Origin of the sequence: Geomonas limicola (assembly GCF_014193675.1) — a bacterium.
In the GTDB taxonomy this organism is placed as follows: domain Bacteria; phylum Desulfobacterota; class Desulfuromonadia; order Geobacterales; family Geobacteraceae; genus Geomonas; species Geomonas limicola.
Window position 1 is genome coordinate 47,871 of sequence record NZ_BLXZ01000005.1, and the last position, 26,706, is coordinate 74,576.

The window sequence follows — 26,706 nt, forward strand, 5'->3', positions numbered from 1 at the left end:
TATGGATGAACTGACGATTGAAAGCTGGCAGGATCCCGCGGCTCCCGGCGCACTGGGGATGAAGCTGACCGGGAGTGTCACCATCGCCCAGGCCGCGGGGCTCAAGGACGAGTTGGTGGCGGCACTGGGCAAGGGGAAGGATCTCAAGCTTGACGTCTCCCAGGTGAGCGAGATCGACCTGACCGGACTGCAGCTTCTTGAGGCGACACACCGCAGCGCCACGCTCGCAGGCAAGCTGTTCTGCCTGGAGATCGGCGGCAACCGTGCCTACCTCGACACCGTGGAGGCGGCGGGGTTCCGACGCCACATGGGCTGTAAACACGATACGAAAAACACCTGCATCTGGGTGGGAGGGGACTACTGATGGCTAAGATAATCATGACGGCGGACGACTCGGCGAGCGTCCGGCAGATGGTGAGTTTTACCCTGAAACAAGGCGGCTACGAGGTGGTCGAGGCGGTGGACGGCAAGGATGCCCTGCAAAAGCTCTCGGGGACCAAGGTCGACATGCTGATCACCGACCTCAACATGCCCAACCTGGACGGCATCGGTCTGATCAAGGGGGCGCGCGCACTCCCCAGCTGCAAGTTCATCCCGATCGTGATGCTTACCACGGAGAGCCAGGATTCCCGCAAGCAGGAAGGGAAGGCGGCCGGCGCCACCGGCTGGATCGTCAAGCCTTTCAAGCCTGAACAACTCATGGCGGTTGTAAAGAAGGTGCTCGGATGATCGACGTTCACCGGCAGGCATTCAAGGAAGAGGCGTACGAGCTCTTGAGCGAGCTGGAAACTTCCCTGTTAGAGCTTGAGGAAACGCCGGAGGACAGCGACCTCATCGGGCGCGTCTTCCGCGCCATGCACACCATCAAGGGTTCCGGAGCGATGTTCGGCTTCGACGACATCGCAAGCTTCACCCACGAGGTGGAGACCGTCTTCGACATGGTCAGAAACGGCAAGCTGAGCGTCACCAAGCCGCTCATCAACCTGACCCTGGCAGGGCGCGACCAGATCAAGGCGATGCTGGACGCTTCGGAGAGTGGCGGGGGGGCCGACCTGAGCGCCACGGTGCAGATCATCGCGGGGCTGAGAGCCTTGGCGGGTGCCGAGGCACCGGCCATAGCGGCACCGCAGGAGGCCGCCAAGCAGGCCGTCGTGAGCACCCGGGTCACCTACCGGATCCGTATCGCACCCTGCCGCGGTATCATGGCCTGCGGCACCAACCCCCTGAACCTGTTGGTGGAACTGCACGAGCTCGGGGTCTGCAACGTCATCGCCCAGACCGCGGGGGTGCCCGAGCTCGAGGAACTGGACCCGGAGAGCTGCTACGTCTACTGGGACGTGATCCTCACCACCGACCAGGGACTCAACGCCATCAAGGACGTCTTCATCTTCGTGGAGGACGATTGCGACCTGAAGATCGAGGCGATCGCCGAGCACGACGAGTACAGCTCGGACGAGGGGTACAAGAAATTAGGCGAGATCCTCCTGGAGCGCGGCGACATCACCACCGAGGAGATGGCGAGCGTCCTGTCCGAGCAAAAGCGCTTCGGCGAACTGGCGGTCCAGAAGGGGATCGTCACCGAGAACAAGGTGGAGGCGGCCCTGGTCGAGCAGCGCCACGTGCAGGCGGTGCGCCAGGAGAAACAGACTACCGACGCCGGTAACAGCATCCGGGTCCCGGCCGAGCGCCTCGACCTCCTGGTGAACCTGGTAGGCGAGCTGGTGACCGTGCAGGCGCGCCTGTCGCAGACCGCCGCCGGCCGCGCCGACCTGGAACTCTCGGCAATCGCCGAGGAGGTGGAGCGCCTGACCGCCGAACTGAGGGACTCGGCGCTCAACATCAGGATGCTCCCGATCGGCAGCACCTTCTCCAAGTTCAAGCGCCTGGTGCGCGACCTCTCCAGCGAGCTCGGCAAAGAGATCGAGATGGCCACCGACGGCGCCGAGACCGAGCTGGACAAGACGGTCATCGAGAAGCTGAACGATCCCCTGGTGCACCTGATCCGCAACTCCCTGGACCACGGCATCGAGCTTCCCGACGTCCGGGTCGCCGCCGGCAAGCCGCGCCACGGCACCGTGCACCTGGCGGCCGTACACTCCGGCGACAGCGTGCTCATCACCATCAAGGACGACGGCGCAGGGATCGACAAGGAAGCGATCCGCAGCAAGGCGATCGAGAAGGGGATCATCACCCCCCAGGCGGAGCTCAGCGAGAAGGAGCTCTTCAACCTGATCTTCGCCCCCGGCTTCTCCACCGCCAAGACGGTCTCCAGCATCTCCGGGCGCGGGGTCGGGATGGACGTGGTGAAGCGGGCCATCGAGGCGCTGCGCGGCACCATCGACATCACCAGCGTGCACGGCGAGGGGACCCGGATCACGGTGCGCATCCCGCTTACCCTGGCCATCATCGAGAGCCTCCTGGTGCTCATCGGCAAGGACTTCTTCATGCTGCCGCTCTCCCTGGTGGACGAGTGCGTCGAACTTACCCGCCAGGATGTGGCCCGCTCCAACGGCCGGCACCTGGCCAACGTGCGCGAGCACCTGGTTCCCTATATCCCGCTGCGCGAGCGCTTCCTGATCCATGGCGAAACCCCGGACATCGAGCAGATCGTGATCACCGAGGTGAACGGCTCGCGCATCGGCTTCGTGGTGGACCAGGTGATCGGCGAGCACCAGACCGTCATCAAGAGCCTGGGACGCGCCTACAAGAACGTGGAGGGGATCTCCGGCGCGACCATCCTGGGGGACGGCTCGGTGGCGCTCATCCTCGACGTACCGCAACTGGTCCAATCGGTAGAGGCGGAGGCCGCCTAGGCAGGTGGCGCGCACCGGGCGCCGCGCCGGCGCCTTGGGGCCGGAATCGGAGCCGGGAAGCTGAAGGCGTTGTAAAAGACCCGCCTCCCCGGAAGCGGGTCTTTTTTTAGGGCGCATCACGGCCCCCCCAAAGAAAACCTTTTCCGCAACATTACTTATCTTCAGGAGTGCGAACGTTATGGAGAGTGCGGCACGCGAAATCGACCACCCGAGCCTTTCGGCCAAGGAGTTCGGCCGGCTGAGCCGGTTCATCTACGACACCTGCGGCATCAAGATGCCCGAGGTGAAAAAGACCATGCTGGAGGCGCGCCTGGCCAAGCGGCTGCGCACCCTCGGGATGCACAGCTTCGTGGAGTACTGCGACTACCTGTTCTCGGCGACGGGGCAGGAAAACGAGCTGGTGCAGATGCTCGACATGGTCACCACCAACAAGACCGACTTCTTCAGGGAGCCGGACCACTTCGAATACCTGACCCAGAAGGTGCTCCCGGGCTGGTGCCAACGCCATCCCGGCGCTACCCTCTCCCTGTGGAGCGCCGGCTGCTCCTCCGGGGAGGAGCCCTACACGCTCTCCATGGTCTTAAGCGAGTTCGCCCTGCACAATCCGGGCTTCGATTTCCAGATCCTTGCCACCGACATCTCGACCCGGGTCCTCGAAAAGGCCAAGAACGCCATCTACGCCGAGCCCCTGGTGGAGCCGGTGCCGCTTACGATGAAGAAAAAGTACCTCCTGCGCAGTAAGGATCGCGCCTCGGGGCTGGTGCGCATCGTGCCGGAATTGCGGGAGAAGGTGCGCTTTCGCCGGCTCAACTTCATGGACGACGACTTCGGCGGCATGCGCGAGCAGTTCGACATCATCTTCTGCCGCAACGTGATCATCTACTTCGACCGTCCCACGCAGGAGGCGCTGTTGCGGCGCTTCCACCGGCATCTGAAAACCAACGCACTCATCTTCATGGGGCACTCGGAAACCTTAAGCGGCCTCGACGTCGCCTTTGGCAGCGTCTACCCGACCGTGTACCAAAAACAGGGATGAACGACTAACGGACAGCGGTAATGAAAAAAAGCAGAGACCTGGAGATGGTATTTCTTAAGCCGGGCGAGATCGTGGTCACCGGAGAACCGTTGCGGGTCACCACCCTCTTGGGGTCCTGCGTCGCGGTGACCATGTACGTCCCGCGGCTCAAGGTGGGGGGGATCTGCCACGCGCTCTTGCCCAAGTGCCGCAACGATCACTCCGACTGCTGCAGGGAAGCCGGCAAGTACGTGCGCTGCGCCATCGAGGTCATGCTGGAGGAGCTGAACCTGCACGGGGTGCTGGTGAGCGAGATCGAGGGGAAAGTCTTCGGCGGCTCGGACATGTTCGATACCGTGGACGACAGGCGCCAGAGCGTCGGCATGCAGAACATCGATATGGCGAGGCTCGTGCTCGAGGAGAACGGGGTCAGGGTGGCGACCCAGGACCTGGGCGGCCCGCGCGGCAGGAAGATCATCTTTAACATCAACACCGGCGAGGTGTTTCTCAAGCGACTGAGAAAAACGGAGGTGTAGCATGCCCAAAAAAATCAGGGTCCTCATCGTGGATGACTCCGCCGTGGTTCGCCAGACCATGGCCGAGATCCTGAGCTCCGACCCGCAGATAGAAGTGATGTCCACCGCCGGAGACCCCTACATCGCCGCAGAGAGGATCCGGGACGAGATCCCCGACGTGATTACTCTGGACGTGGAGATGCCGCGCATGGACGGCATCACCTTCCTGCACAAGATCATGAGCCAGCACCCGATTCCGGTGGTGATGTGCTCGAGCCTCACCGATCAGGGGTCGGAGACCGCCCTGAAGGCCCTGGAGTACGGGGCGGTGGAGATCATCCAGAAGCCGCGCATGGGGACCAAGGCCTTCCTCGAGGAGTCCAGGCTGCGCATCTGCGATGCGGTGAAGGCTGCCAGCCAGGCCCGCCTGCGCAAGATCTCGCACCTCCCCAGCCGCACCGTGGCCCCCAAGCTCACCGCGGACGTCATCATGGAGAAGCCCAAGACCCACGCCATGATGCAGACCACCGAGAAGGTGGTGGTGGTCGGGGCCTCCACCGGCGGGACCGAGGCGCTCAAGGTGTTCCTCGAGTCGCTGCCGGCGGACTGCCCGGGGATCGTCATCGTGCAGCACATGCCCGAGGGGTTCACCCGCGCCTTCTCGCAGCGCCTGGACGGCCTGTGCCGGATCACCGTGAAGGAGGCGGCCGACAACGACACCGTGGTGCGCGGCCGCGCGCTCATAGCCCCGGGAAACCATCATCTGCTTTTAAAACGAAGCGGAGCGCGCTATTATGTCGAGGTCAAAGACGGCCCCCTGGTGTCGCGGCACCGCCCCTCGGTGGACGTCCTGTTCCGCTCGGCGGCCCGCTACGCCGGCAAGAACGCGGTCGGGGTGATCATGACCGGGATGGGGGACGACGGCGCACACGGCATGAAGGAGATGAAGGAGGCCGGTGCCCTGAACATCGCGCAGGACGAGGCGACCTGCATCGTCTTCGGGATGCCGAACGAGGCGATCAAATTGGGCGGTGTCGATTACGTGCGCCCCCTCGAGTCGATCTCGCGGGAAGTGTTGAAACTCTGCAGTTAGTGACGGGAAAGGGGCGGTCCGGCGGGACCGGCCTCACAGTACGGGAAACGAGGCTCGTATGACGGGGGAAAAATTCTTTCTGGGGCGCCAGCCGATACTGAACAAGGCCCAGCAGATCGTGGGTTTCGAGCTGTTGTTCAGGTCCGCCGAGAGCCTCGCCGCTGCCAACTTCCGCGATACCCATGCGGCGAGTGCCAGCGTCATCGTGAACGCGCTGAGCGACTTCGGGTTCCAGGACGTCCTGGGGCGCCACAAGGGGTTCTTCAACGTCACCCGCGAGATGCTGATGAGCGACGCGGTGGAACTGCTCCCCAAGGACCAGGTGGTCATCGAGCTCCTGGAGACCATCCTCCTTGATACCGAGGTGGTGGCGCGCTGCCGCGACCTGAAAGCCCAGGGGTTCACCCTCGCACTCGACGACCACGTTTATTCCCCCGATTTCGCCACCATCTACCACATCGTCGACATCGTAAAGCTCGACGTGCTCGGTGTCGAGCGCGAGGAGATCGCCCGCTGCGTCGACGGGTTGCGTGCCTGGCCGCTGGTCCTTTTGGCCGAGAAGGTGGAGAGCGCCGAGCAGTACGGCATCTGCGCGCAGCTCGGCTTCGACCTGTTCCAAGGGTACTACTTCGCCCGCCCGGTGGTCCTCAAGCAGAACCGGCTCGACGTCGGCAAGCTGACCATGCTGCAGCTCATGCAGCAGGTGATGGCCGAGTCGGACCTGGCGGAGATCGAGGAGACCTTCAAGAAGAACCCCGGCCTCACCTTCAACCTGCTCCGGCTGGTGAACTCGGTGGCCATCGGCCTCAGGGTGCGCATCAAGACCCTGCGCCACGCACTCATGGTCCTGGGGCGCGAGCAGCTGAAGCGCTGGATCACCCTGGCGCTCTACGCGACCAGCGATTCCGGCGGCGCGCAGAGCCCGCTCCTCGAGATCGCCGCCATGCGCGGGAAACTCCTGGAGGTCCTGGTGCAGGCCGGTGCGGCGGGCGAGGTCCAGGAGGTGGCGGACCGCGCGTTCATGGCCGGGATCCTCTCGCTCATCGACGTCCTGTTCGAGGTCTCCATGTCCGAACTGGTGACCAAGCTCAACCTGGTGGACGACGTGCGCGACGCCCTGTTGGCGCGCACCGGCCCGCTGGGTGAACTCCTGCTGTTGGCTGAGAAGCTGGAGCAGGCCGATTTTCCTGCCGTCAATCGCCACATGGAGCAGTGCGGCATCTCGCTGGACCAACTGCTCGCCGCGCAGCTGGAAACCATCACCTGGTCCGATCGCCTGAACGCCGCGCTCTGATTCCCTCCTTGACACGATCCTTTCTTTTGATGTAACTTGATTCGTCCCGCCAATGAGAGGGACGCAAGCCAGTTTGGGCTATGCTTCCCGGCCCACAGCCGTAGCACAAGCCAGCCTAGCAACCGCCTGAAAATACTACTGTTATCAGGTGCGCCATCAGCCCTCCGGGTGTCGGCCACCGACCGAGAAGCACATGAAGATAGCTGCGGTTATTCCCGCCAGGTATGCATCCACGCGTTTTGAAGGCAAGGCACTGGCCGACATCATGGGTCGCCCCATGGTGCAGCACGTCTACGAGCGTGCCCTGAAGGCGACGCTGGTCTCCGAGGTCATCGTTGCGACCGACGACGAGCGCATCGCTGCCAAGGTCCGCGAGTTCGGGGGGCGGGCGGAGATGACCGCCGCGACCCACGAGACCGGGACGGACCGGTTGGCCGAGGTGGCCCAGCGGTTGGACGCCGACATCATCGTCAACGTCCAGGGGGACGAGCCGCTCATCGACCCGGCCATGATCGATCAGGCCATTGCCCCGCTGCTCGAGGATCCCGCCATCCCGATGGCGACCCTCAAAACGCGCATCAAGACCCTGCACGACTTCCTGTCGCCCAACGTGGTGAAGGTGGTTTCCGATCCGCAGGGGAACGTGCTCTACTTCTCCCGTTCGCCGCTGCCGTTTTTCCGCGACAAGTGGAACGATCTCAAGGACGAGGCCTTCGTCTCCGGAAAGCTCCTTTGCTACAAGCACGTTGGGCTCTACGTGTACCGGCGCGAGTTCCTCCCGGTCTTTGCGGGGCTCGAGCCGAGCTACCTCGAGATGGCCGAGAAGCTCGAGCAGTTGCGGGTTCTGGAAAACGGCTACCGGATCAAGATCGTGGAGACCGAATTCGAGTCGATAGGGGTGGACACCCCTGCCGACCTGGAAAAAGTGTTGGCCAAGCTGAAAAACAAAATCGTCTAGAAGCTGTTCCAAGCTAAAAACTAAAAGCCGTTCCAAGTACTACGTTCCATGTTCCAGGTTCAAAGACTGCTGCCAGCGGTCTTACGTCGATATTTTGCGTTCTGCGTCACAAGAGCGAGAAAGGTCAGTCGTGCTGCAGGTCCTCTGCGATAGAGAGATCCCTTCAAGGAGCCAGCGTTTGGAAACCTAGAACTTAGACCATAGAACCTTGAACTGCTTTTTTATTACCGGAGGTTGTTACGTGAAGACAAAATTTATCTTTGTAACCGGCGGCGTCGTCTCTTCTATCGGTAAGGGCCTCGCCGCCGCTTCTTTGGGGGCTCTTTTGGAGGCCCGGGGCTTGAGGGTCACCATTCAGAAACTCGACCCGTACATCAACGTCGACCCCGGCACCATGTCCCCGTTCCAGCACGGGGAGGTGTTCGTCACCGACGACGGCGCCGAAACCGACCTGGACCTGGGGCACTACGAGCGTTACACCTCGGCCAAGCTCTCCAAGAAGAGCAATTTCACCACCGGCCAGGTCTACTTCTCGGTCATCGAGAAGGAGCGTCGCGGCGATTACCTGGGTGGCACCGTGCAGGTGATCCCGCACATCACCGACCAGATCAAGTCGAACATCCTGGAGAACGCCAAGGGATCGGACATCGCCATCATCGAGATCGGCGGTACCGTGGGCGATATCGAGTCGCTCCCCTTCCTGGAGGCGATCCGCCAGCTGAAGAGTGACCGCGGCGCAGGCAACGTGCTCTACCTGCACGTGACCCTGGTTCCCTACATCTCGACCGCGGGCGAATTGAAGACCAAGCCGACCCAGCACTCGGTGAAGGAATTACGCGAGATCGGCATCCAGCCGGACATCCTTTTGTGCCGTTGCGAGAAGGAACTCCCCCAGGAGATGAAGGCGAAGATCGCGCTCTTCTGCAACGTGGAAGAGAAGGCGGTCATCACCTCCCGCGACGCCGAGCACATCTACGCGGTGCCGCTGGCGCTGAACCGCGAGGGGCTGGACGAGCAGGTGGTCGAGAAGCTGAACATCTGGACCAAGGCTCCGGACCTCTCCCACTGGCAGCAGGTGGTGAACAAGCTGGTCAACCCGGCCGACGGCCAGGTGAACATCGCCGTGGTCGGCAAGTACGTGGACCTCAAGGAATCGTACAAGTCGCTCTCCGAGGCGCTCACCCACGGCGGCATCGCCAATGATTGCCGCGTCAACCTGATCTACGTCGATTCCGAGAAGATCGAGGAGCAGGGGCCCGAGGCGTACCTGAAAACCGTGGACGGCATCCTGGTGCCCGGCGGCTTCGGCGAGCGCGGCACCGAGGGGAAGATCCAGGCGATCGAGTATGCCCGTCTCAACAAGGTCCCGTTCTTCGGCATCTGCCTCGGCATGCAGATGGCGGCCGTCGAGTACGCCCGCAACGTCTGCCAGCTCCCGGAGGCGTTCTCCAGCGAGTTCAAGCCGGTCTGCGCAAGCCCGGTGATCCACCTCATGGAGGCCCAGATCGGGGTCGAGAACAAGGGTGGCACCATGCGTCTTGGCGCGTACCCCTGCTCGCTGACCAAGGGGACCTTCGCCCAGAAGGCCTACGGCAGCACCGAGATTTCCGAGCGGCACCGTCACCGCTACGAGTTCAACAACGGTTTCCGCGCCGCGCTGATCGAGAAGGGGATGGTGATTTCCGGCGTCTACAAAGAGGCCGACCTGGTGGAGATCATCGAGCTTCCGGATCACCCGTGGTTCCTCGGTTGCCAGTTCCATCCCGAGTTCAAGTCCAAGCCGCTCTGCCCGCACCCGCTGTTCAAGGCCTTCATCGGCGCCACCAAGGCGAACAGGAAAGGGTAGGGGAAAAGGCAGGGGCTAGGGACTAGGGACTAGGATGCGGGCCTTGGCCGTTCATTTTCCCCATTTATGTCCCTTTGGTCCCGTACGTCTTCCCGGAGCCGGTTCTTTAGCCTGACGGGTTCATCTTAAAGGAGATTTTTGCATGGTTCGTGAAGTCGCGGTTGGCGGCATCAAAATCGGTGGGAACCGGCCGCTGGTCCTGGTGGCAGGTCCCTGTGTTATCGAAAACGAGAGTGCCACCCTGCACACGGCCGAGCGCCTGATGACCATCTGCAACGGCGTCGGGATCCCGCTCATCTTCAAGGCATCCTACGACAAGGCGAACCGCACCTCGGTAACCGCCTTCCGCGGTCCCGGTCTCCACGAAGGTCTGCGCATCCTGGCCAAGGTGAAGGAGGCTTTGGGGGTCCCGGTTCTCTCGGACATCCACTCCATCGAGCAGGTCGCTCCCGCGGCGGACGTCCTCGACGTGCTGCAGATTCCGGCGTTCCTCTGCCGCCAGACCGATTTGTTGGCAGCAGCAGCCAAGACCGGCCGGGTCATCAACGTCAAGAAGGGGCAGTTCCTCGCTCCCTGGGATATGAAGAACGTTGTCGGCAAGCTGGAATCCTGCGACAACGAGAACATCATCCTTACCGAGCGCGGTGCGAGCTTCGGCTACAACAACCTGGTGGTCGACATGAGGAGCTTCCCGATCATGCGCTCCACCGGCTGCCCGGTGATCTTCGATGCCACCCACAGCGTCCAGTTGCCGGGCGGGCAGGGGACTTCTTCCGGTGGCCAGCGCGAGTACGTCGAGTTCCTGGCGAGCGCAGCGGTTGCGACCGGCATCGACGGCGTCTTCCTGGAGGTCCACGAAGAGCCCGAGATGGCCCTGTGCGACGGCCCGAACTCGGTACGACTGAACGACCTGGCCGTGCTGTTGAAGAAACTGAAGGCGATCGACGCCATCGTGAAGTAGGTACATCAACCGAGGGGCTGTAGGGGCACATAGTAATCGCCCTTGCCTAGTCCCGACTTGTTGCCACTCCCCCCTCCCTTGACGGGAGGGGGTTGGGGGGTAGGTGAAGCTGCCACGAAGTGACCTGGTCAGTTCTTTTGGCTTCCCCCTCACCCCGACCCTCCCCCGCCAGGGGGGAGGGAGGTTTAGCAAAGGGGACAGGCACCTGCGGAGCCAGTCCCCGCTGTCGTTATTACATCTATCTACAGAATGGAAACGTTATGATCCTAGCTGAAGCAAAACGGGTGATCGAGGTCGAAGCCGAGGCACTTAAGAACCTGGCAGCCTCCATCAACGGAGAATTCGAGCGCGCGGTGCAGATGATCCTGAACGCCAGCGGCCGCGTCGTGGTCACCGGTATGGGTAAATCCGGCCTGATCGGGCAGAAAATCGCCTCCACCATGGCCTCCACCGGCACCCCGGCCTTCTTCCTGCACCCGGCCGAAGGGATCCACGGCGACCTGGGCATGATCATGCGCGGTGACGTGGTGATCGCCATCTCCAACTCGGGCGAGACCGATGAGGTGGTGCGCATCCTTCCCATCATCAAGCGCCTGGGGGCTTCGCTCATTGCTGTCGCCGGCAACCCCAACTCTTCGCTGGCCAAAAGCGGCGACGTCTTCCTGGACATCTCGGTCAAGGAGGAGGCCTGCCCGCTGGGGCTCGCCCCCACTGCCTCGACCACGGTCACCCTGGCCATGGGCGACGCGCTCGCCGTGGCGCTTTTGGTGCAGCGCGGTTTCAAGGCGGAAGACTTCGCCATGTTCCACCCGGGCGGAACCCTGGGACGTCGTTTGCTCCTGAAGGTGGAAGACATCATGCACACCGGCGATTCGCTCCCCCTGGTCGGCTCCGAGACCCTGATGGGCGAGGCGCTCTTCACCATCACCTCAAAGGGGCTGGGTATTACCGGGGTGACCGATGCCGACGGTGCGCTCATCGGGGTGATCACCGATGGCGACCTGCGCCGCGCCTTGGGACGCGGGCTCGACATCATCAACCTGCCGGCCTCGGCGCTCATGGCGGGTAAGCCCAAGCGGATCTCCCGCGACGAGCTGGCCGCCCGTGCGCTGCAGCAGATGGAGCAGTACTCCATCACCTCGCTGTTCGTTTTCGACGGCGCCGACACCGCCAAACCGGTCGGAATCGTGCACCTGCACGACCTCCTGAAGGCAGGCATCGCCTAGCACCGCTTCCGGGAAGAGCCAGGAAGGTTGCCACCCGCCGCCCTCTGGGGCACCGGGCCCCCCTTTGAGGGGGGATTTGCCTTGCAGGTGTCGATGCCCCGCGCCCGAGTTGTTGCACACCTAACGGCACCTAAAATGGAGAACCACGTGGAAGAGAGACTCAAGAAGATCAAGCTGCTGATCCTGGACGTGGACGGGGTGATGACCGATGGGCGCATCATCTTCGATTCCAATGGCGTGGAGAGCAAGTTTTTCAACGTAAAAGACGGCCACGGCATCAAGATGCTGCAGCGCTCCGGCATCGAGATCGGCATCATCTCGGGACGCGAGTCCCAGGTGGTGGCCAATCGTGCGGTGGAACTGGGGATCGCCCAGGTCTTCCAGAAATCCCTGGACAAGTTGGTGCCCTACCGGCAGATGCTGGAGACCACCGGGCTCACCGACGAGCAGGTTGCCTTCATGGGTGACGACGTCATCGACATTCCGCTCCTGAGGCGTGTCGGCTTTGCCGCCGCTCCTGCCGATGCGGTGGCCGAGGTGCTTCCCTTCGCCCATTTCGTCTCAAAAAACCGGGGCGGCTGGGGGGCGGTCCGCGAGGTCTGCGACCTGATCCTGAAAGGGCAGGGGACCTGGGACAGCATAACCTCCCGCTACTACCTCTAAGAAAATCCAGCCAATCAACCGGGGCCCTCTGCAGGGCCCCTTTTTTTTCCCTCTGTCTCTAAACCGACTCCCTTCACTCATAGCCCCGTCCGCAATTCTCTCACCCGCCTGACCACACTCAGCAGAAATTCACCTCCGCCACTTGCATTAGTCTCAGTACGTGTTATAGACAATGAGGCAAAATTAATACCCGATAATTTACAAAGGCTAATGTAGCCTCGTTCCGGCTACTGAGGATATGTGCGATTTGTGAGTCCTTGTCGAAAGCGCCTGTGGTTAAAATGGCACCAATACGTGGTTTGCGGTGCAAGGGCATGAGGCCACACCGATTTCATCCCACTGAGGCAGCAGCAGTTGTGAAAAAGGTAGGTTAAATACTTTACATTTGAAAAACCAAATTGTATAGGTTGCCGCTCTATGGAGTGAGTCGCCTGCAGGGTAAACGTTGCGGATGCCCTGGGGTGTCTGGTGGTCTATTGGGGATCGTACACAGCATGAAGAGACATCTCACTTCGTTCATTGTCTTGACCTTTCTGCTTTCGGCCTCGGTGTCCTGGGCAGCAAATCTCCTGAGCAGTTTCACGGAAGATCCTTCTGTCGACCAGGGAGCGCTCTTCCCCTACCAAAACCAGCGGCAGGGCGGATCCGGCCTGGAAGGCTCTCCGGACGCCGGCAACCAGCCTCCCGGTTCGGACCAGGGGTACGGCTCTGCCTATCCCTCGGAATCGGAAGGCGAAGGGTACGATGCCCAGGCTGACCTCTCCCCTTCGGATTCGCTTGACCTGTCGGGCCAGATGCCGAACCCGTACCAGCAGTTCCAACAGGACTACCAGCTCTATCAGCAGTACCTCCAGGGGCAGCAGTCTTTCGGTGGTCAACTGCCGCAGGGGATCGGCCAGACTCTGCCGCAGCAGGGGCAGCAGTACCCGGTTGGCCAGGCCCAGTCGGGCCTTCCGGGGACCGGCCAGTTTGGGAGCCAGGGGCAGTTCCTCGGGTCCAACGGCTCGCGCAACTATTTCCAGCCCTCCCAACTCCCCATGGACCAGGAGGACTTCCTCCCCATGCCGTACCTGGACGACGATTACCAGCCGCGCGGCCCGCTGAGTCTCTCCAAGGAGAAGAAAGACGCGACCCAAGCGACTCCGGTGCAAGCTCCGCAACAAAAGACGCCTGACACCGCCAAGGAGAAGCCTGCTGCGGGGGACCTGAAAGCCCTCAAAAAACTGACGCGGCGGGACCCGCTGCGGGGGCTCTCCAGCATCGAGCGTACGCTCAGCGAAACCCCGGTCACGGCCGAAAAGGCCAAGTCGCAGCCCTACGGAACCGGTGCACTCACCCAGTTCGGCTACAGCTTCTTTCGCCAGGAATACCCGAAGTTCTCGCCACTTACCGATATCCCGGTCGGGCCGGACTACCGCGTCAACGTCGGCGACCGGCTGGTACTCACCGTCTGGGGAAGCTTTGACGGGGTCTACAACATCGAGGTGAACCGCGCCGGTGAAATCACGCTCCCCCGGGTGGGCGCCGTAAAGGTGGCCGGCGAGCGCTTCGACCAGCTGCCCATCCTGCTCCGGGCGGCGATCGGGAAGGTCTACAAGAACTTCAACCTCAACGTGAACATGGGGCGGTTGCGCTCCATCAAGGTCTACGTGGTGGGCGAGGTGCAGCGCCCCGGCGACTACAACGTGAACTCGCTTTCCACGGTTTTAAGCGCCCTGGTGCTGGCGGGCGGACCGACCAAGAGCGGCAGCCTGCGCAGCATCCAGATCAACCGCGGCGGGGAGGTGGTGGAAACGGTCGACCTCTACCAGTTCTTCCTGAAGGGGGATAAGGGAAAGGACATCCGCCTGCAGCCCGGCGACACGGTGCTGGTCCCGGTGATCGGGCCGGTGGCCGGGGTGGCGGGGAACGTGCGGCGCCCGGCGATCTACGAGCTCAAGGGGGAGCGGACCCTGAAGGAGCTTCTCGACCTGGCCGGCGGCATCAACCCAAGCGGCTACCTGCAGCGGGTCCAGGTCTACCGGGTCCAGGCCCACGACAAGAAGATGGTCACCGACATAAACCTCGACCTGAACGGGAACCGCGACATCGACCAGCAGGCCGGCAGCTTCGCGGTCCAGGATCACGACGTGGTGCAGGTGCTCCCCATCGACGGCGTGCTGCACGGTTACGTGAGGCTCTCCGGCCATGTGCTGCGCCCCGGTGACGTCGCCTTGAAGCCCGGGATGCGGGTGAGCGCGCTCCTTTCCAAAGACAACCTGCTCCCCGAGTACTACGGCCAGGCCGGGCAGATTATCCGGCTCTGCCCGCCGGACCAGCACCCCGAGGTGATCTTCTTCGACCTCAGCAAGGCGCTCGCCCAGGATCCGGGCAACGATCTCGAGCTGAAGGAGTTCGACCGGGTGCGGGTCTTCTCGCGCAAGGAGATGGAGGAGCTCCCCTTCGTGCGCATCAACGGCGAGGTGCAGCGCCCCGGGCAGAAGCGCTACTTCCAGAACATGACGGTGCGCGACCTGCTGATGGCCGGCGGCAACGTGAAGATGGACGCCTACCTGAAAAACGCCGAGGTCACGCGGCTTAAGCGCAGCGGCGATTCGGTGAGTTCCTACTCGATCCAGGTCGACCTGGAAAAGGCGCTGGCCGGCGGGGCGGAAAACATCAAGCTGCAGCCTTTCGACGAGCTCTCGGTCAGGCGCATTCCGAACTGGTCCGAGTCGACCGAACGCTACGTCCTTTTGAAGGGGGAGTTCCGCTTCCCCGGAGTCTACCCGATCTTCAAGGGGGAGCGCTTAAGCTCGGTTATCGAGCGGGCTGGTGGCTTCACCGATCTCGCCTACCTGAAAGGTGCCAAGTTTACCCGCGAGATCGCCCGCCGCCTGCAGCAGCAGCGCATGGACGAGGCGCTCAGCAAGGCCCAGGAGGACATCATTAAGCTGCAGACCAAGATCACCCAGACCGCGGCCTCCCCCGAAGAGGTCGCCTCCACCAAGACCACCCTGGAGACCCTGATGCAGAGCGTCGAGGTCCTGAAGACCAAGAGGGCCGAGGGGCGGGTGCTCATCGAGATAGCTTCGCTCGAGGATCTTAAGGGGAGCGTCTACGACGTAGAGCTGCAGGGGGGCGACCGGCTCACGGTCCCCAGCGATCCCGGCACGGTCAACGTGATCGGCGACGTCTACAACCAGAACTCCATCGTGAGCCAGCGGGAGAAGAGCGTCGAGTGGTACCTGGACCAGGTAGGTGGCGCCACCGGGGACGCCGACTTAAGCGAGGTCTACGTGGTCAAGGTGAACGGATCGGTGATAAGCCGCAAGAACTCCGGGCACTTCCTCTTCTTCAACTCGTTCTGGCGCAAGCACCTCGACTCGGGCGACACCGTCATCGTGCCGCGCCAGTACGAGAAGACCGCCTGGCTTAGGGACATCAAGGACATCGCCCAGGTGCTCGGGAACATAGCGGTGACCGCGGGCGTCCTGGTGGCCGCCGGGCTCAAGTTCTAAGGTGCCGGTCATGAGCGAACAGCCGATCCAGCCAGGCGAAGAGAAGCTGCTGCTCCAGGTGCTCGGCTACCTGAGGGTGGTGACCAGGCGTAAGAAACTGATCGCGGCGATCTGCCTTGCCACCGCTCTCCTCTCGGCGCTCTACAGCCTGACGCTCCCCAGCGTCTACAGCGCGACGGTGAAGGTGCTCCCGCCTCAGAAGGAGACGGGGGGGATCAGCTCGATGCTGAGCCAGATGGGCGGCCTCGCCATGCTGGCCGGCGCCGGGCGCGGCGGCATCGACAGCGAACTCTACCTGGGGATCCTGAAGAGCCGCTCGGTCGGCGAATCGGTAATCCAGCGACTCGGACTCACCCGGGTCTACGGTGTCGGTTCGGTGAAACAGGCCTGGGCGCGGCTGGAACACTCGGTGAAGGCGCAGGTGGGGAAAGACGGCATCATCGCCATCACCGCCGAAGCGCCGGAGGCAAGGCTCTCCGCCCAGCTCGCCAACACCTACGCCGACGAGCTGGGGCGGACCCTGGTGCGCCTGAACATCTCCAAGGCGGGTTCGGAGAAGCTCTTTCTGGAGAAGCGGCTCGAGGTGGTGAAGCAGGACCTGAAACGAGCGGAAGACGACCTGAAGAACTTCTCGCAGCAGAGCAAGATCGTGCGCCTGGAGGCCCAGGCAGGTGCCTCGGTCTCCGGGGTGGTACGGCTCAAGGCCGAGATCGCCAACAAGGAGGTGCAGCTTGCCGTCCTGCGCCACTCGCAGACCGACGCGAGCCCCGATGTGCAGGCGCTGCAGGCCGGGGTGAACCGACTCAGGGCCGAGCTCTCCCGCGCTGCCGGCAGCAGCTCGGGTGGAGAACCGGTTCCGGCCATCGGGAGCGTCCCACAGGTGGGGCTCGAGTACGCCAGGAAGCTGCGCGAGCTGAAGGTGCAGGAGGCGATCTTCGAGCAGCTCTCCAAGCAGTACGAACTCGCCAAGTTGAACTATGCGAAGGATTCCTCGTCCCTGCAGATCCTGGACGAGGCGGTGGTACCGGACCTGCGCAGCCGGCCCCGGCGTTCGGTCCTGGTTTTGATGAGCACCCTGGTGGCGTTTCTCGGTTCGGTCCTCTTGGTCCTGGGACTCGAGTTCCTGGAACGCCTCCCCCACGAGGAGCGCGAGGCGCTCCAGCATCTCAAGCATCAGGCGCTGAGTTTCAAGTAGCTTCACCCAACCCGCGTGAACCTTTCAAACGGAGGAACCATGAAGCAGTACTTCGCACATCCGCAGGCGCTGGTGGAGAGCGAGCGGATCGGCGCCAACACCCGGGTCTGGGCCTTCGCCCACATCCTCCCGGGTGCCCAGGTGGGCGCGGACTGCAACATCTGCGATCACGTCTTCCTGGAAAACGACGTGGTGGTGGGGGACCGGGTCACCCTGAAGTGCGGCGTGCAGCTCTGGGACGGCACCCGCATCGAGGACGACGTCTTCATCGGCCCCAACGCCACCTTCACCAACGACAATTTCCCGCGCAGCAAGCAGTTTCCGGAAAGCTTCGCCCGCACCGTGGTGCAACAGGGGGCCTCCATCGGTGCCAACGCGACGCTCTTGCCGGGGATCACCATCGGGCGCAAGGCGATGGTCGGGGCCGGCGCAGTGGTGACCCGCAACGTCCCACCCAACGCCATCGTGGTGGGGAGCCCGGCGCGCATCACCGGTTACGTCTCGGCGATCCCCGCGCGCCAGAAGGACGCCGTCGCCACCCGGCGCAACACCGGACCCTTCGGGAACTCGGCGATTCCCGGAGTCCAGTTCGTGCACCTGCCGATCATCCCCGACCTGCGCGGCAGCCTCTCCTTCGCCGAGATCGACCAGTACCTCCCCTTTACCCCGAAGCGCTATTTCCTGGTCTACGACGTAAAAAGCCGCGAGGTACGCGGCGAACACGCCCACCGCGGACTGCACCAGTTTTTGGTCTGCGTCAAGGGCTCCTGTTCGGTGCTGGTGGACAACGGCAGGCTCCGCGAGGAATACCTGCTGGATACCCCCGGCGCCGGACTGCACATCCCGCCTTTGGTCTGGGCGGTGCAGTACAAGTACTCTCCCGATGCCGTACTACTCGTGCTTGCTTCCGACATCTACAACGCAGAGGACTACATCCGTGACTACGATGAGTACCTCACCGAGGTGACCCAACCATGAACGTACCCTTTCTCGATCTCAAAAGCCCCTACGTAGAACTCAAAAACGAACTCGACACCGCCTACCGGAAAGTCATGGAGTCCGGCTACCACATCATGGGCCATGAACTGGAGGCCTTCGAGACGGAGTTTGCCGCCTACTGCGGCACCGAACACGCCGTCGGTGTGGGGAACGGCCTGGAGGCCCTGCACCTGATCCTGCGCGCCCTCGACCTGGGGCCCGGCGACGAGGTGCTGGTCCCCACCAACACCTACATCGCGAGCTGGCTCGCCATCACCCATACCGGCGCCAAACCGGTGCCGGTGGAGCCCGACCCGGCCACCAACAACATGGATCCGGCGCGTGTCGAGGCGGCGATCACCCCCCGCACCAAGGCGATCCTGGCGGTGCACCTCTACGGCCAGACCACCGACATCGACCCGATCCTCGCCGTGGCAAGGCGCCACAAGCTGAAGGTCATCGAGGACAGCGCCCAGGCCCACGGTGCCCGCTACCACGGGCGCCGCGCCGGCTCGCTTGGCGACGCCGCCGGTTTCAGTTTCTACCCCGGCAAGAATCTCGGGGCCTGCGGGGACGGCGGCGCGGTCACCACCAACGACCCGGAACTCGCCCGGCGCGTCAAGGTGCTACGCAACTACGGCTCGCACGTGAAGTACCACAACGAATCCCTGGGCTTCAACTCGCGCCTGGACGAGCTGCAGGCGGCTCTCCTGCGCGTGAAGCTGGCGAAGCTCGACGACTGGAACGAGCGGCGCCGCAAGCTGGCCCGCCGCTACCTGGAAAAGCTCGCCGGCGTGCCCGGGCTCGTGCTCCCGAGCGTTCCCACCTGGGCCGAGCCGGTCTGGCACCTGTTCGTGGTGCGTACGGCAAAGCGCGAGCAGTTGCAGAAGAAACTCGCCGAAGCCGGGGTCGGCACCCTGATCCACTACCCGGTGCCGCCGCACCTGCAGCCCGCCTACGCGGCGCTCGGCTACCAGCGCGGCAACTTCCCCATCTCGGAGGAACTGGCGGACCAGGTGCTGAGTCTCCCGATGGGACCGCACCTGAGCGAGGCCGACCAGGACCACGTGGTCGCCGAGGTGCGGCGTGCCCTGGAATAGGTTGAGGGCGCGCCTGGTGGCAGGGCTGGTGGCCGCGGCCCAGGCACCACGCATCCTCAAGTACCGCCTGCTCTCGGACTGCAGGATGCTTGGGTTCCCCGAGCTCCTGCAGCCCTTGCAGTCGGTGGGGCGGGGGGAGGTCTGTTTCGAGGGGAGGGTGAAGATCGGGGTCTTCCCCTCTCCCTACTTCTTCAACGGTTACGCCTACCTCGAGGCGCGTAACCCCGACGCGCGCATCAGCATCGGCGACGGCACCTGGATCAACAACAACTTCGTCGCCATCAGCGAGCACAAAAGCATCACCATCGGCAAAAACGTCCTGATCGGCACCTTCGTGGAGATCTTTGACAGCAACTTCCACGGCCTGGAGCCCGAGCGCCGGCGGGTGAGTTCCCCCGACGAGGCGGCCCCCGTGGTAGTGGAGGACAACGTATTCATCGGCTCCAACGTAAAGATCCTGCGCGGCGTTACCGTGGGGCGCGACTCGGTGATAGCCAACGGCTCCCTGGTGACCCGCAGCCTCCCCGCCCGGGTGGTGGCGGGGGGGAACCCGGCCCGGGTCCTGAAACAGCTGTGACTGCTCCGGAGGCTGCCACCGGCCCGGCGCCGGCTGCCGGGCGTTTCAGGGAGATCCTGAAGTCCTCCTCGCTGATCGGCGCGGCGTCCTTGTTCAACATCCTGATCGGCATGGTGCGCACCAAGGCGGTGGCGCTCCTTTTGGGCCCAAGCGGCGTCGGCCTCTTGGGCCTCTTTGCCCAGCTGATCACCCTGGTCGGCACCCTGACCGGGCTCGGGATCGGCAACAGCGGGGTGCGCCAGGTCGCCGAGGCTGCTGCCGGCGACGATGAGCTGAAACTTGCCCGCACCGTGATCACCCTGCGCCGGGTGGCCTGGCTCACCGGACTCGTTGGCTTCCTGGCACTTGCCGCCTTCAGCCTGCCGCTTTCCCGAGTGAGCTTCGGCACCCCGCGCTACGCGGGCTCCGTCGCGGCCCTGGGCCTTACCCTTTGGGCCGGGTCTCTCGCTGCGGCGCAGGGATCGCTGTTAACGGGAACCCGGCGCATCGCCGACCTGGCGCGTATCAGCGTGCTCGGCTCCCTGGCAGGGACGGCGCTGAGTCTCCCCTGTTACTACTTCTGGGGGACCGACGGGATTGTCCCGAGCCTTTTGCTGTTCGCCGCGGCGAACCTGGCCATCTCCTGGTACTACGCGCGCCGCGTGCCGCTTCCCAGGATCGAGCTCCCCTGGCGCGAGAGTTGCGGCGAGGCACGCCGCCTGGTGCTGCTCGGGGCGAGCTTCATGGGGGCGGGGCTCGCGGGAAGTGCGGCAACCTACCTGATCCAGGTCCTCTTGAGCCGGGCCTTCGGGATGGCCGGTTTCGGCATCTACCAGGCAGCCCTGAGCCTCTCGGGGATCCTGATCGGCTTCGTACTCTCCGCGCTGGGGACCGACTATTACCCGCGACTTAGCGCGGCGGCCCACGACGACAAGAGGATCGTGGAGATGGTGAACGAACAGTGCCAGGTGGCCCTTTTACTGGCGCTGCCGGCACTCTCGCTGCTCCTGGTCGCCGCCCCCCTGGTGCTCAGGCTCTTCTACTCCGCGAGTTTCTCCGGCGCGACCCAACTCCTGCGCTGGTTCATCCTGAGCATGCTGGGGCGGGTGCTCTCCTGGCCCCTCGGTTACGTGCTGCTCGCCAAGGGGCAGGGGCGCAGCTACCTCGGTTCCGAGATAGCCGTCGATGTCCTGCAGGTGGGGCTCGTCTACGGCTGCACCAGGCTCTGGGGCCTCGACGGCGCCGGGGTTGCCTTCGTGCTGCTCTACCTGTTCCACGTAAGCCTCATGCTCTGGCTCACCCGGCGCTGCCTCGGGGGGGCATGGGACCAGCGTACTCGACAGTTCGCCCTGGTCGGCACGGTCACCCTGGGGCTGCTCTTTGCCAACTGCAGTTTTAACGATAACGAGCCGGTCGGCTGGCTGTTGAGCCTGCTGGTGACCGGGACGGTCTTCCTGGTCTGCTTCCGGCTCATCTCGCGAATGTCCGACCTGGGGGTGCGCCGGATCCTGGAAAAATTCCGGCTGCTTCCCCGTTCGGCCTGAAGGTACCCCCATATGCGCAACGTTCCGGTATCGGTGATAATCCCCAGTTTCAACGCCGCGTGCTACCTGGAAGCCTGCCTGAGTGCCGTGGAGGCCGGTACGCCGCCCGCCGAAATCCTCATCGTCGACGACTGTTCGACCGACGGCTCCTTACAGATGGCCCGGGAGTTAGGGCTACGCTACCCGAACGTCCGGGTGCTGGCCCGGGAGATAAACGGCGGGGCGATCGAGGCGCGCCGCGACGGTGTCCATGCCGCCACCCAGAAATGGGTCGCCTTCGTGGATACCGACGATCTCCTGGAACCGGGGGCCTTGGCCGATGCCTACCGAGGCGCCCAGGCGGCGCATGCCGACATCTGCATCTGGGAACTCTGGCGCTTCGACGGAGAGCGCAGCTGGGCCATGCTGGAAAACCTGCCGGAGCGCTTTCCGGTAACGGGGCACGAAGCGCTGCTGCTCACCCTGGGAAACTGGCGCATCCACAGTTTCGGGGTATCGCGCCGCTCGCTGTATCTGAAGGCCTACGGGGAGTTCCGGGAATCCTGTCACACCGCCGACGAACTCTTGACCCGGCTGGTGTTCAGGCAGGCGCAACGGGTGAGCGCGTGCAAGAGCCGCTACTACTACCGGGTGAATCCCGCCTCGGTGACCATCAACGTTCACCCGCGCATGTTGAGTTCGCTCGATGCGGCGCTCTGGCTCATCGACTTCTGTCGTGAACTGCCCGGGGCTCCGCTTGAGGAAGTGACGGCGAACGCCATCTGGCAGGCCTGGTGGCTCTACCAGCGTCGTGCGGCACTCGGCCCGGCGGCGACCCGGGCCAAGATCGCTGGTTTTCTAGCACAACTGGTGCACCGCGGGGCACTGTCACGCCAGCTTCTCCGTCGCCCCAAGTCCTTGGCGAAGCTCGCCCTGCTCACGGCTACCTGTGCGCCGACACTACCTGGATTTCGCCGCTCCCCGGATGCCAGCGCCGTCGGGGGCGAACACCCGTGAAGGATGTGGATATGGACCAGTCTCCCTTGGTGACCTTCGTGGTACTCGCCTACAACCAGGAACAGCTGGTACGCGAAGCCGTGCAGGCGGCCTTCGACCAGACCTACACCCCGCTGGAGATCATCATCTCGGACGACTGCTCCACCGACCGGACCTTCGAGGTGCTCCGTGAGCTCGCTGCTGAGTACCGGGGGCCGCACCAGGTACGGGTACGCCGTTCTCCCGTGAACCGCGGCCTCACCGGGCACCTGCAGGACCTGGTGAACGAGGCGCTCGGAGAGCTGGTCGTGGTGGCGGCCGGCGACGATGTAGCGCTGCCGGAGCGGACCCAAGCCCTGGCCGAGTGCTGGGTCGGCCTGGGATCTCCTCCCGCGGTGCTCTACTCCGACTTTGAGCCGGTCGGCGCCGATTCGCGGCCGAGCCCGCTGCCATGCGAGAAGGTCTACCCGGGCCCTCATACCCTGGAGAGGATGGCGCAGGGGAGGGTGGGGGTGCTGGGGGCGACTTGCGCCCTGACCCGGAACCTGGTGATCGATTTCCCCCCCGTGCTGGCCAGCGTGATCCATGAGGACCGGGTCTTCCCGTACCGGGCGCTGCTGGTCGGCGGTTGCGTGGCCTACGTGAACCGGCGTCTGCTGCGCTACCGGGTGGAGGGCGGGCTTTCGCGGCACCGGGAGGTGGGGCCGGAGGAGTACCTGCGCACCCGCTGTGCGCGCCTTGCCCAGCGCACCTTACCCGATGCCTGTCAGCGGCTCATCGACACCGTGGCACTGCTGCCGGCCGAGCGCAGGCTGCGCCACCTCTGCGAGGGGACGCTTGCCGACGCCGAGGCGATTCTCGATTTTGCGGGTAGCTACGGACTGGCCCACGAGGCGCACCTGGTGAAGTGGGCCTTCAAGGGAGCCCAGGTCAAGCCGCTTTTCAAGCACTACCTCAAGTTCCGCTTCCTGCCGCTCTTTGCCGCGTACTATCGCTTTCGTTACGGGAGAGCTGCCTGATGGGAGCGGGACGTGGTGCAGACCCCGCCCGCCCCCTGGCACTGCTCCTCCCGGATCTCGGGTGTGGCGGCGCCGAGCGGGTTGCGGTGAACCTGGCGAATGCGTATCGGGCTAGGGGCTTCGAGGTTGACCTGGTGCTGATGTCCTGTCAGGGGCCGCTGCTGAACAGGCTCGACCCCGGGGTACACCTGGTCGACCTGGGGGCGCAGCGCATCCGGCAGGTCCTGGTCCCGCTCATCGCCTACCTGCGCCGCCGACGTCCGGCGGCGTTGCTCGCCTGCATGTGGCCCTTGAGCCTGATCGGTATCTGGGCGGGCTTTCTCTCGGGAGCGGGGACCCGGGTGGTGGTAGCGGAACACACCACCTGGTCCACCTCGCCGCTTTTAGAAAATCCCCTGCGGCGCCTGGCATTTCGCCTGAGCATGCGGTTCACGCTCCCCCGGGCGAGCGGCGCCGTCACGGTGTCCCGGGGTGCCGCAGACGACCTGGCATCCCTTGCCGGCGTAGCGCCGCAGCTGATCGAGACCATCTACAATCCGGTTGCCGTTGCCGTGCCTGCCGCACTCCCCGACGCGGTACTCCCGCGGGGGTGGTGGGAAGGGAAACACCGGCGCCTCCTTGCGGTGGGTACGCTGACCGACATCAAGGACTATCCGACCCTCTTGCGGGCGCTGCTCCGGGTGCGTGAGCGTTGCGACGCGCGTCTGCTCGTGCTCGGGGAAGGGGAGTGCCGGGGTCTGTTGGAGGCGCTGACGGCCGAGTTTGGCTTAAGCGGTGCGGTTTTCTGGCACGGCCAGGTCCCCGACCCCGCGCCGTTCTACCTGCGGGCCGAACTGCACGTGCTCTCTTCGCGCGGCGAAGGGCTTCCGACCGTGATCATCGAGGCGCTTCAGGCGGGGACTCCGGTGGTGAGTACCGACTGCCCCTGCGGCCCCCGGGAGATCCTCTGCGATGGTCGTTTCGGGCGGTTGGTTCCGGTGGGGGATCCCGAAGCGTTGGCCGAGGCGATCCTGGCGGCACTATCCGAGCGGCACGACCCGGCGCCTCTGCGAGCCCGGGCAGCTGACTTCGGCATCGACCAGGCGGCGGAGCGCTACCTCGAACTGTTGCTCCCGGAGTACGCAAGCTCTCCCTCGCCCTCCGGGAGAGGGCAGGGGTGAAAGAGCCGCCAGCTCGATATTCATCCAGCCGTAAGGCAAATCCCCTCTGTCCCCCCTTCGCAAAGGGTGGAGCGCAAGGCCGCAGCAGATGTTGCTTGGCAACAATATCCAGACGGGCTTCCCCTCGTAGCCGGGAGACCCATCAAGGAGACCACATGTGCGGCATTGCGGGGTATCTGGCTCCTAATGGGAAGATGGGACGCTTCAGCGAGACCCTGAGCGCGATGGCCGAGACGCTCAGGCACCGGGGACCGGACGACGGCGGGATCTGGTACGACGCAGAGAAGGGGGTGGGGCTGGCGCACCGGCGCCTGGCGATCCTGGACCTCTCCAGCGCGGGTCACCAGCCCATGCATGCCGCAAGCGGCCGCTACGTCCTCGCCTTCAACGGGGAGGTCTACAACTTTCAGGAGTTGCAGCGGGAGTTGGGCGAGTTGGGGCGCCGCTTCCGCGGGCACTCGGACACCGAGGTGATGCTGGCCGCGTTCGAGGAGTGGGGAGTGGCCGCGGCGCTGACCCGCTTTATCGGGATGTTCGCCTTCGCCCTGTGGGACCGGCAGCGCGACACCCTGTACCTGGCGCGGGACCGGGCCGGCGAGAAGCCGCTCTACTACGGCTGGTGCGGCGGCAGCTTCCTGTTCGGCTCGGAGCTGAAGGCGCTGCGCCGGCACCCGGATTGGAAGGGTGGGGTGGACCCACATTCCCTGCACCTTCTGTTGCGCTACACCTACCTGCCGGCACCACACTGCATCCACCCGGGGATATCGAAGCTTCCCGCCGGAAGCCTCTTGACGCTCAGCTCGGGGGGCAGCAGCGGCAGCGAACGGATCGTCCCCTACTGGTCGCTTCTGGAAAACCTGCAGCGTGCCGAGCCTTTTACCGGTGGCGATCTCGAGGCGCGGCAGGCCCTCGGCGCGGCACTCTCCCGCGCGGTCAAGCGGCAGATGGTTTCTGATGTCCCGCTGGGAGCCTTTCTTTCGGGCGGGATCGATTCATCCACCGTGGTGGCCCTCATGCAGGCGCAGAGCCCGCGACCGGTCAAGACCTTCACCATCGGCTTTTACGAAAAGGGGTACGACGAGGCGGCCCAAGCACGCGCCGTAGCGAGCCACCTGGGAACCGACCATACCGAACTCTACGTCACCGACCGCGAGGCGCTGGAGGTGATCCCCAAGCTGCCGCAGTTCTACGACGAGCCGTTTGCCGACTCATCGCAGATCCCCACCTTTTTGCTGGCCCAACTGGCCCGGCGCCACGTCACGGTCTCGCTTTCCGGCGACGGTGGCGACGAGCTCTTCGGAGGCTACCGGCGCTACGCCCTGATCGAGCGGCACTGGCGCAGGATTTCGCGCGTTCCGGGGTCGCTGCGCCGTGCAGCCTTTCGTGGCATTGAACAGGCGCTCCCGCTTGCCGAGAGGGCTCTGGGCCGTCTTACGGGGAGCTTGGACCTGGACCGCCTCAGGCGCCTGGCCCGCCTGGCGGCCGCCGGTTCGGTCCCCGAGTTGAACGAGCTGCTGACCTGCTATGACCGCTGGGCGGAAGCAGCCACCGGCCAGGCCGCGCTGCCGGCCCTGCCGCTGGCGAACCGGGAACTCTGGGAGGCGCACCCGGAGACCCTGGAGCACCTGATGCTGCTCGATTTTCAGCGCTACCTGCCGGACGACATCCTGGTGAAGGTGGACCGTGCTGCCATGGCCGTGAGCCTGGAGACCCGGATCCCGCTGCTGGATCCCGAGGTGATTGAACTTTCCTGGCGCCTGCCGCGGCATTTCAAGTGGCGCGAGGGACAAGGGAAGTGGCTCTTGCGCCAGGTACTTTACCAGCACGTGCCGCGCAACCTGGTGGAGCGTCCCAAATGCGGCTTCGGCATCCCGGTGGGGCTCTGGCTTAAGGGGCCGCTCAAGGAATGGGGAGAGAGCCTGCTCAGCGAGGCGGCGCTGCAGCGCAGCGGGCTGCTGGTGCCCGGACCAATCCGCCGTACCTGGCAGGAGCACCTCTCCGGCGCCCGCGACCGGACCTTCGAACTCTGGCCGGTGCTCATGTTCCAGGCGTGGTTGGAAGACAATGGATAATTGACAATTGACGATTGACAGTGAACTGCGGTCATGAGGCTTCGAACAACTGCATGCAAAGTTCCAAGTTCCAGGTTTTAACTTTTCCGTTCTACCTTGCGCGGAGGCTGCGAAGGCACTTGTAGGGGGAATAATCATTCGCCCGGTGCGCCGTAAGGCGCGTAGCCTGCACGGCTCGGCCTTTGGACAATGAACTAAGAGCGGCTGGCTGGACGCAGCAGGT

22 protein-coding genes are annotated in these 26,706 nt (G+C 64.1%); all 22 read left to right on the plus strand.

Translation table 11 applies throughout. The features are described from left to right. Position 1 precedes the first annotated feature (1 nt). The 22 genes from H7688_RS12895 (at position 2) to asnB (ending at position 26,483) form a co-directional block, all read left to right on the plus strand. Positions 2 to 364, plus strand: a complete 363-nt coding sequence (locus tag H7688_RS12895) for an STAS domain-containing protein (RefSeq protein ID WP_183361537.1) — start codon at positions 2 to 4, stop codon at positions 362 to 364. After that, positions 364 to 729: a response regulator gene (locus tag H7688_RS12900; RefSeq protein ID WP_183354199.1), complete on the plus strand. Its 366-nt coding sequence runs from the start codon at positions 364 to 366 to the stop codon at positions 727 to 729. The genes H7688_RS12895 and H7688_RS12900 overlap by 1 nt, the downstream gene beginning before the upstream one ends. Beyond that, positions 726 to 2,813 (plus strand): chemotaxis protein CheA, encoded by a 2,088-nt coding sequence (locus H7688_RS12905; RefSeq protein WP_183361538.1) that lies wholly within the window; start codon positions 726 to 728, stop codon positions 2,811 to 2,813. The genes H7688_RS12900 and H7688_RS12905 overlap by 4 nt, the downstream gene beginning before the upstream one ends. A 178-nt stretch (positions 2,814 to 2,991) precedes the next feature. Beyond that, the gene (locus H7688_RS12910; RefSeq protein WP_183361539.1) at positions 2,992 to 3,849 is read left to right on the plus strand and encodes a CheR family methyltransferase; all 858 of its coding nucleotides are present in this window, start codon (positions 2,992 to 2,994) and stop codon (positions 3,847 to 3,849) included. A 20-nt stretch (positions 3,850 to 3,869) separates the two neighbouring features. After that, entirely contained in the window at positions 3,870 to 4,364 is a 495-nt protein-coding gene (locus H7688_RS12915) for a chemotaxis protein CheD (protein ID WP_183361540.1), read from the plus strand. Between the two features lies 1 nt (position 4,365). Then, complete coding sequence (locus H7688_RS12920; RefSeq protein ID WP_183361541.1) at positions 4,366 to 5,436, plus strand: protein-glutamate methylesterase/protein-glutamine glutaminase; 1,071 nt, start codon at positions 4,366 to 4,368, stop codon at positions 5,434 to 5,436. A 58-nt stretch (positions 5,437 to 5,494) separates the two neighbouring features. Beyond that, entirely contained in the window at positions 5,495 to 6,730 is a 1,236-nt protein-coding gene (locus H7688_RS12925) for an EAL and HDOD domain-containing protein (protein WP_183361542.1), read from the plus strand. 193 nt (positions 6,731 to 6,923) lie between these two features. Beyond that, the gene (gene kdsB / locus H7688_RS12930; protein ID WP_183361543.1) at positions 6,924 to 7,688 is read left to right on the plus strand and encodes a 3-deoxy-manno-octulosonate cytidylyltransferase; all 765 of its coding nucleotides are present in this window, start codon (positions 6,924 to 6,926) and stop codon (positions 7,686 to 7,688) included. 241 nt (positions 7,689 to 7,929) lie between these two features. After that, a complete protein-coding gene (gene pyrG, locus H7688_RS12935) occupies positions 7,930 to 9,534 on the plus strand; it encodes a CTP synthase (RefSeq protein ID WP_183361544.1) in 1,605 nt (534 codons plus the stop codon). 142 nt (positions 9,535 to 9,676) lie between these two features. Further along, positions 9,677 to 10,495 carry a 3-deoxy-8-phosphooctulonate synthase gene (gene kdsA / locus H7688_RS12940; RefSeq protein WP_183361545.1) on the plus strand — a complete coding sequence of 273 codons (819 nt, stop codon included), beginning with the start codon at positions 9,677 to 9,679 and terminating at the stop codon, positions 10,493 to 10,495. Between the two features lie 260 nt (positions 10,496 to 10,755). After that, on the plus strand, positions 10,756 to 11,721 hold the full coding sequence (locus tag H7688_RS12945; protein WP_183361546.1) for a KpsF/GutQ family sugar-phosphate isomerase: 966 nt from the start codon (positions 10,756 to 10,758) through the stop codon (positions 11,719 to 11,721). A 147-nt stretch (positions 11,722 to 11,868) separates the two neighbouring features. Beyond that, positions 11,869 to 12,384: a KdsC family phosphatase gene (locus H7688_RS12950; protein WP_183361547.1), complete on the plus strand. Its 516-nt coding sequence runs from the start codon at positions 11,869 to 11,871 to the stop codon at positions 12,382 to 12,384. Between the two features lie 524 nt (positions 12,385 to 12,908). Next, the gene (locus H7688_RS12955) at positions 12,909 to 15,884 is read left to right on the plus strand and encodes an SLBB domain-containing protein (RefSeq protein WP_246329801.1); all 2,976 of its coding nucleotides are present in this window, start codon (positions 12,909 to 12,911) and stop codon (positions 15,882 to 15,884) included. Between the two features lie 10 nt (positions 15,885 to 15,894). Next, positions 15,895 to 17,079, plus strand: coding sequence for a GumC family protein (locus tag H7688_RS12960; RefSeq protein ID WP_183361548.1), 1,185 nt, complete (start codon positions 15,895 to 15,897; stop codon positions 17,077 to 17,079). A gap of 39 nt (positions 17,080 to 17,118) precedes the next feature. Further along, the gene (locus H7688_RS22820) at positions 17,119 to 18,057 is read left to right on the plus strand and encodes a WxcM-like domain-containing protein (RefSeq protein ID WP_183361549.1); all 939 of its coding nucleotides are present in this window, start codon (positions 17,119 to 17,121) and stop codon (positions 18,055 to 18,057) included. Further along, positions 18,054 to 19,157, plus strand: a complete 1,104-nt coding sequence (locus H7688_RS12970) for a DegT/DnrJ/EryC1/StrS family aminotransferase (RefSeq protein WP_183361550.1) — start codon at positions 18,054 to 18,056, stop codon at positions 19,155 to 19,157. Before H7688_RS22820 ends, H7688_RS12970 begins: the two co-directional genes overlap by 4 nt. Next, complete coding sequence (locus tag H7688_RS12975; protein WP_198424496.1) at positions 19,144 to 19,734, plus strand: acyltransferase; 591 nt, start codon at positions 19,144 to 19,146, stop codon at positions 19,732 to 19,734. Before H7688_RS12970 ends, H7688_RS12975 begins: the two co-directional genes overlap by 14 nt. After that, positions 19,731 to 21,257, plus strand: coding sequence for an O-antigen translocase (locus H7688_RS12980; protein ID WP_183361551.1), 1,527 nt, complete (start codon positions 19,731 to 19,733; stop codon positions 21,255 to 21,257). The genes H7688_RS12975 and H7688_RS12980 overlap by 4 nt, the downstream gene beginning before the upstream one ends. Positions 21,258 to 21,269: 12 nt before the next feature. Further along, positions 21,270 to 22,253 carry a glycosyltransferase family 2 protein gene (locus H7688_RS12985; protein ID WP_183361552.1) on the plus strand — a complete coding sequence of 328 codons (984 nt, stop codon included), beginning with the start codon at positions 21,270 to 21,272 and terminating at the stop codon, positions 22,251 to 22,253. 11 nt (positions 22,254 to 22,264) lie between these two features. Continuing rightward, the gene (locus tag H7688_RS12990; RefSeq protein ID WP_183361553.1) at positions 22,265 to 23,251 is read left to right on the plus strand and encodes a glycosyltransferase; all 987 of its coding nucleotides are present in this window, start codon (positions 22,265 to 22,267) and stop codon (positions 23,249 to 23,251) included. Then, a complete protein-coding gene (locus H7688_RS12995) occupies positions 23,251 to 24,411 on the plus strand; it encodes a glycosyltransferase (protein ID WP_183361554.1) in 1,161 nt (386 codons plus the stop codon). Before H7688_RS12990 ends, H7688_RS12995 begins: the two co-directional genes overlap by 1 nt. Before the next feature lie 155 nt (positions 24,412 to 24,566). Further along, positions 24,567 to 26,483: an asparagine synthase (glutamine-hydrolyzing) gene (gene asnB / locus H7688_RS13000; RefSeq protein WP_183361555.1), complete on the plus strand. Its 1,917-nt coding sequence runs from the start codon at positions 24,567 to 24,569 to the stop codon at positions 26,481 to 26,483. The last annotated feature ends 223 nt before the right edge of the window (positions 26,484 to 26,706 follow it).

Coding starts and splice junctions, on each gene's coding strand:
- H7688_RS12895 (WP_183361537.1), top strand. CDS start 2: ATGGATGAACTGACGATTGAAAGCTGGCAGGATCCCGCGGCTCCCGGC.
- H7688_RS12900 (WP_183354199.1), top strand. CDS start 364: ATGGCTAAGATAATCATGACGGCGGACGACTCGGCGAGCGTCCGGCAG.
- H7688_RS12905 (WP_183361538.1), top strand. CDS start 726: ATGATCGACGTTCACCGGCAGGCATTCAAGGAAGAGGCGTACGAGCTC.
- H7688_RS12910 (WP_183361539.1), top strand. CDS start 2,992: ATGGAGAGTGCGGCACGCGAAATCGACCACCCGAGCCTTTCGGCCAAG.
- H7688_RS12915 (WP_183361540.1), top strand. CDS start 3,870: ATGAAAAAAAGCAGAGACCTGGAGATGGTATTTCTTAAGCCGGGCGAG.
- H7688_RS12920 (WP_183361541.1), top strand. CDS start 4,366: ATGCCCAAAAAAATCAGGGTCCTCATCGTGGATGACTCCGCCGTGGTT.
- H7688_RS12925 (WP_183361542.1), top strand. CDS start 5,495: ATGACGGGGGAAAAATTCTTTCTGGGGCGCCAGCCGATACTGAACAAG.
- kdsB (WP_183361543.1), top strand. CDS start 6,924: ATGAAGATAGCTGCGGTTATTCCCGCCAGGTATGCATCCACGCGTTTT.
- kdsA (WP_183361545.1), top strand. CDS start 9,677: ATGGTTCGTGAAGTCGCGGTTGGCGGCATCAAAATCGGTGGGAACCGG.
- H7688_RS12945 (WP_183361546.1), top strand. CDS start 10,756: ATGATCCTAGCTGAAGCAAAACGGGTGATCGAGGTCGAAGCCGAGGCA.
- H7688_RS12960 (WP_183361548.1), top strand. CDS start 15,895: ATGAGCGAACAGCCGATCCAGCCAGGCGAAGAGAAGCTGCTGCTCCAG.
- H7688_RS22820 (WP_183361549.1), top strand. CDS start 17,119: ATGAAGCAGTACTTCGCACATCCGCAGGCGCTGGTGGAGAGCGAGCGG.
- H7688_RS12970 (WP_183361550.1), top strand. CDS start 18,054: ATGAACGTACCCTTTCTCGATCTCAAAAGCCCCTACGTAGAACTCAAA.
- H7688_RS12985 (WP_183361552.1), top strand. CDS start 21,270: ATGCGCAACGTTCCGGTATCGGTGATAATCCCCAGTTTCAACGCCGCG.
- H7688_RS12990 (WP_183361553.1), top strand. CDS start 22,265: ATGGACCAGTCTCCCTTGGTGACCTTCGTGGTACTCGCCTACAACCAG.
- H7688_RS12995 (WP_183361554.1), top strand. CDS start 23,251: ATGGGAGCGGGACGTGGTGCAGACCCCGCCCGCCCCCTGGCACTGCTC.
- asnB (WP_183361555.1), top strand. CDS start 24,567: ATGTGCGGCATTGCGGGGTATCTGGCTCCTAATGGGAAGATGGGACGC.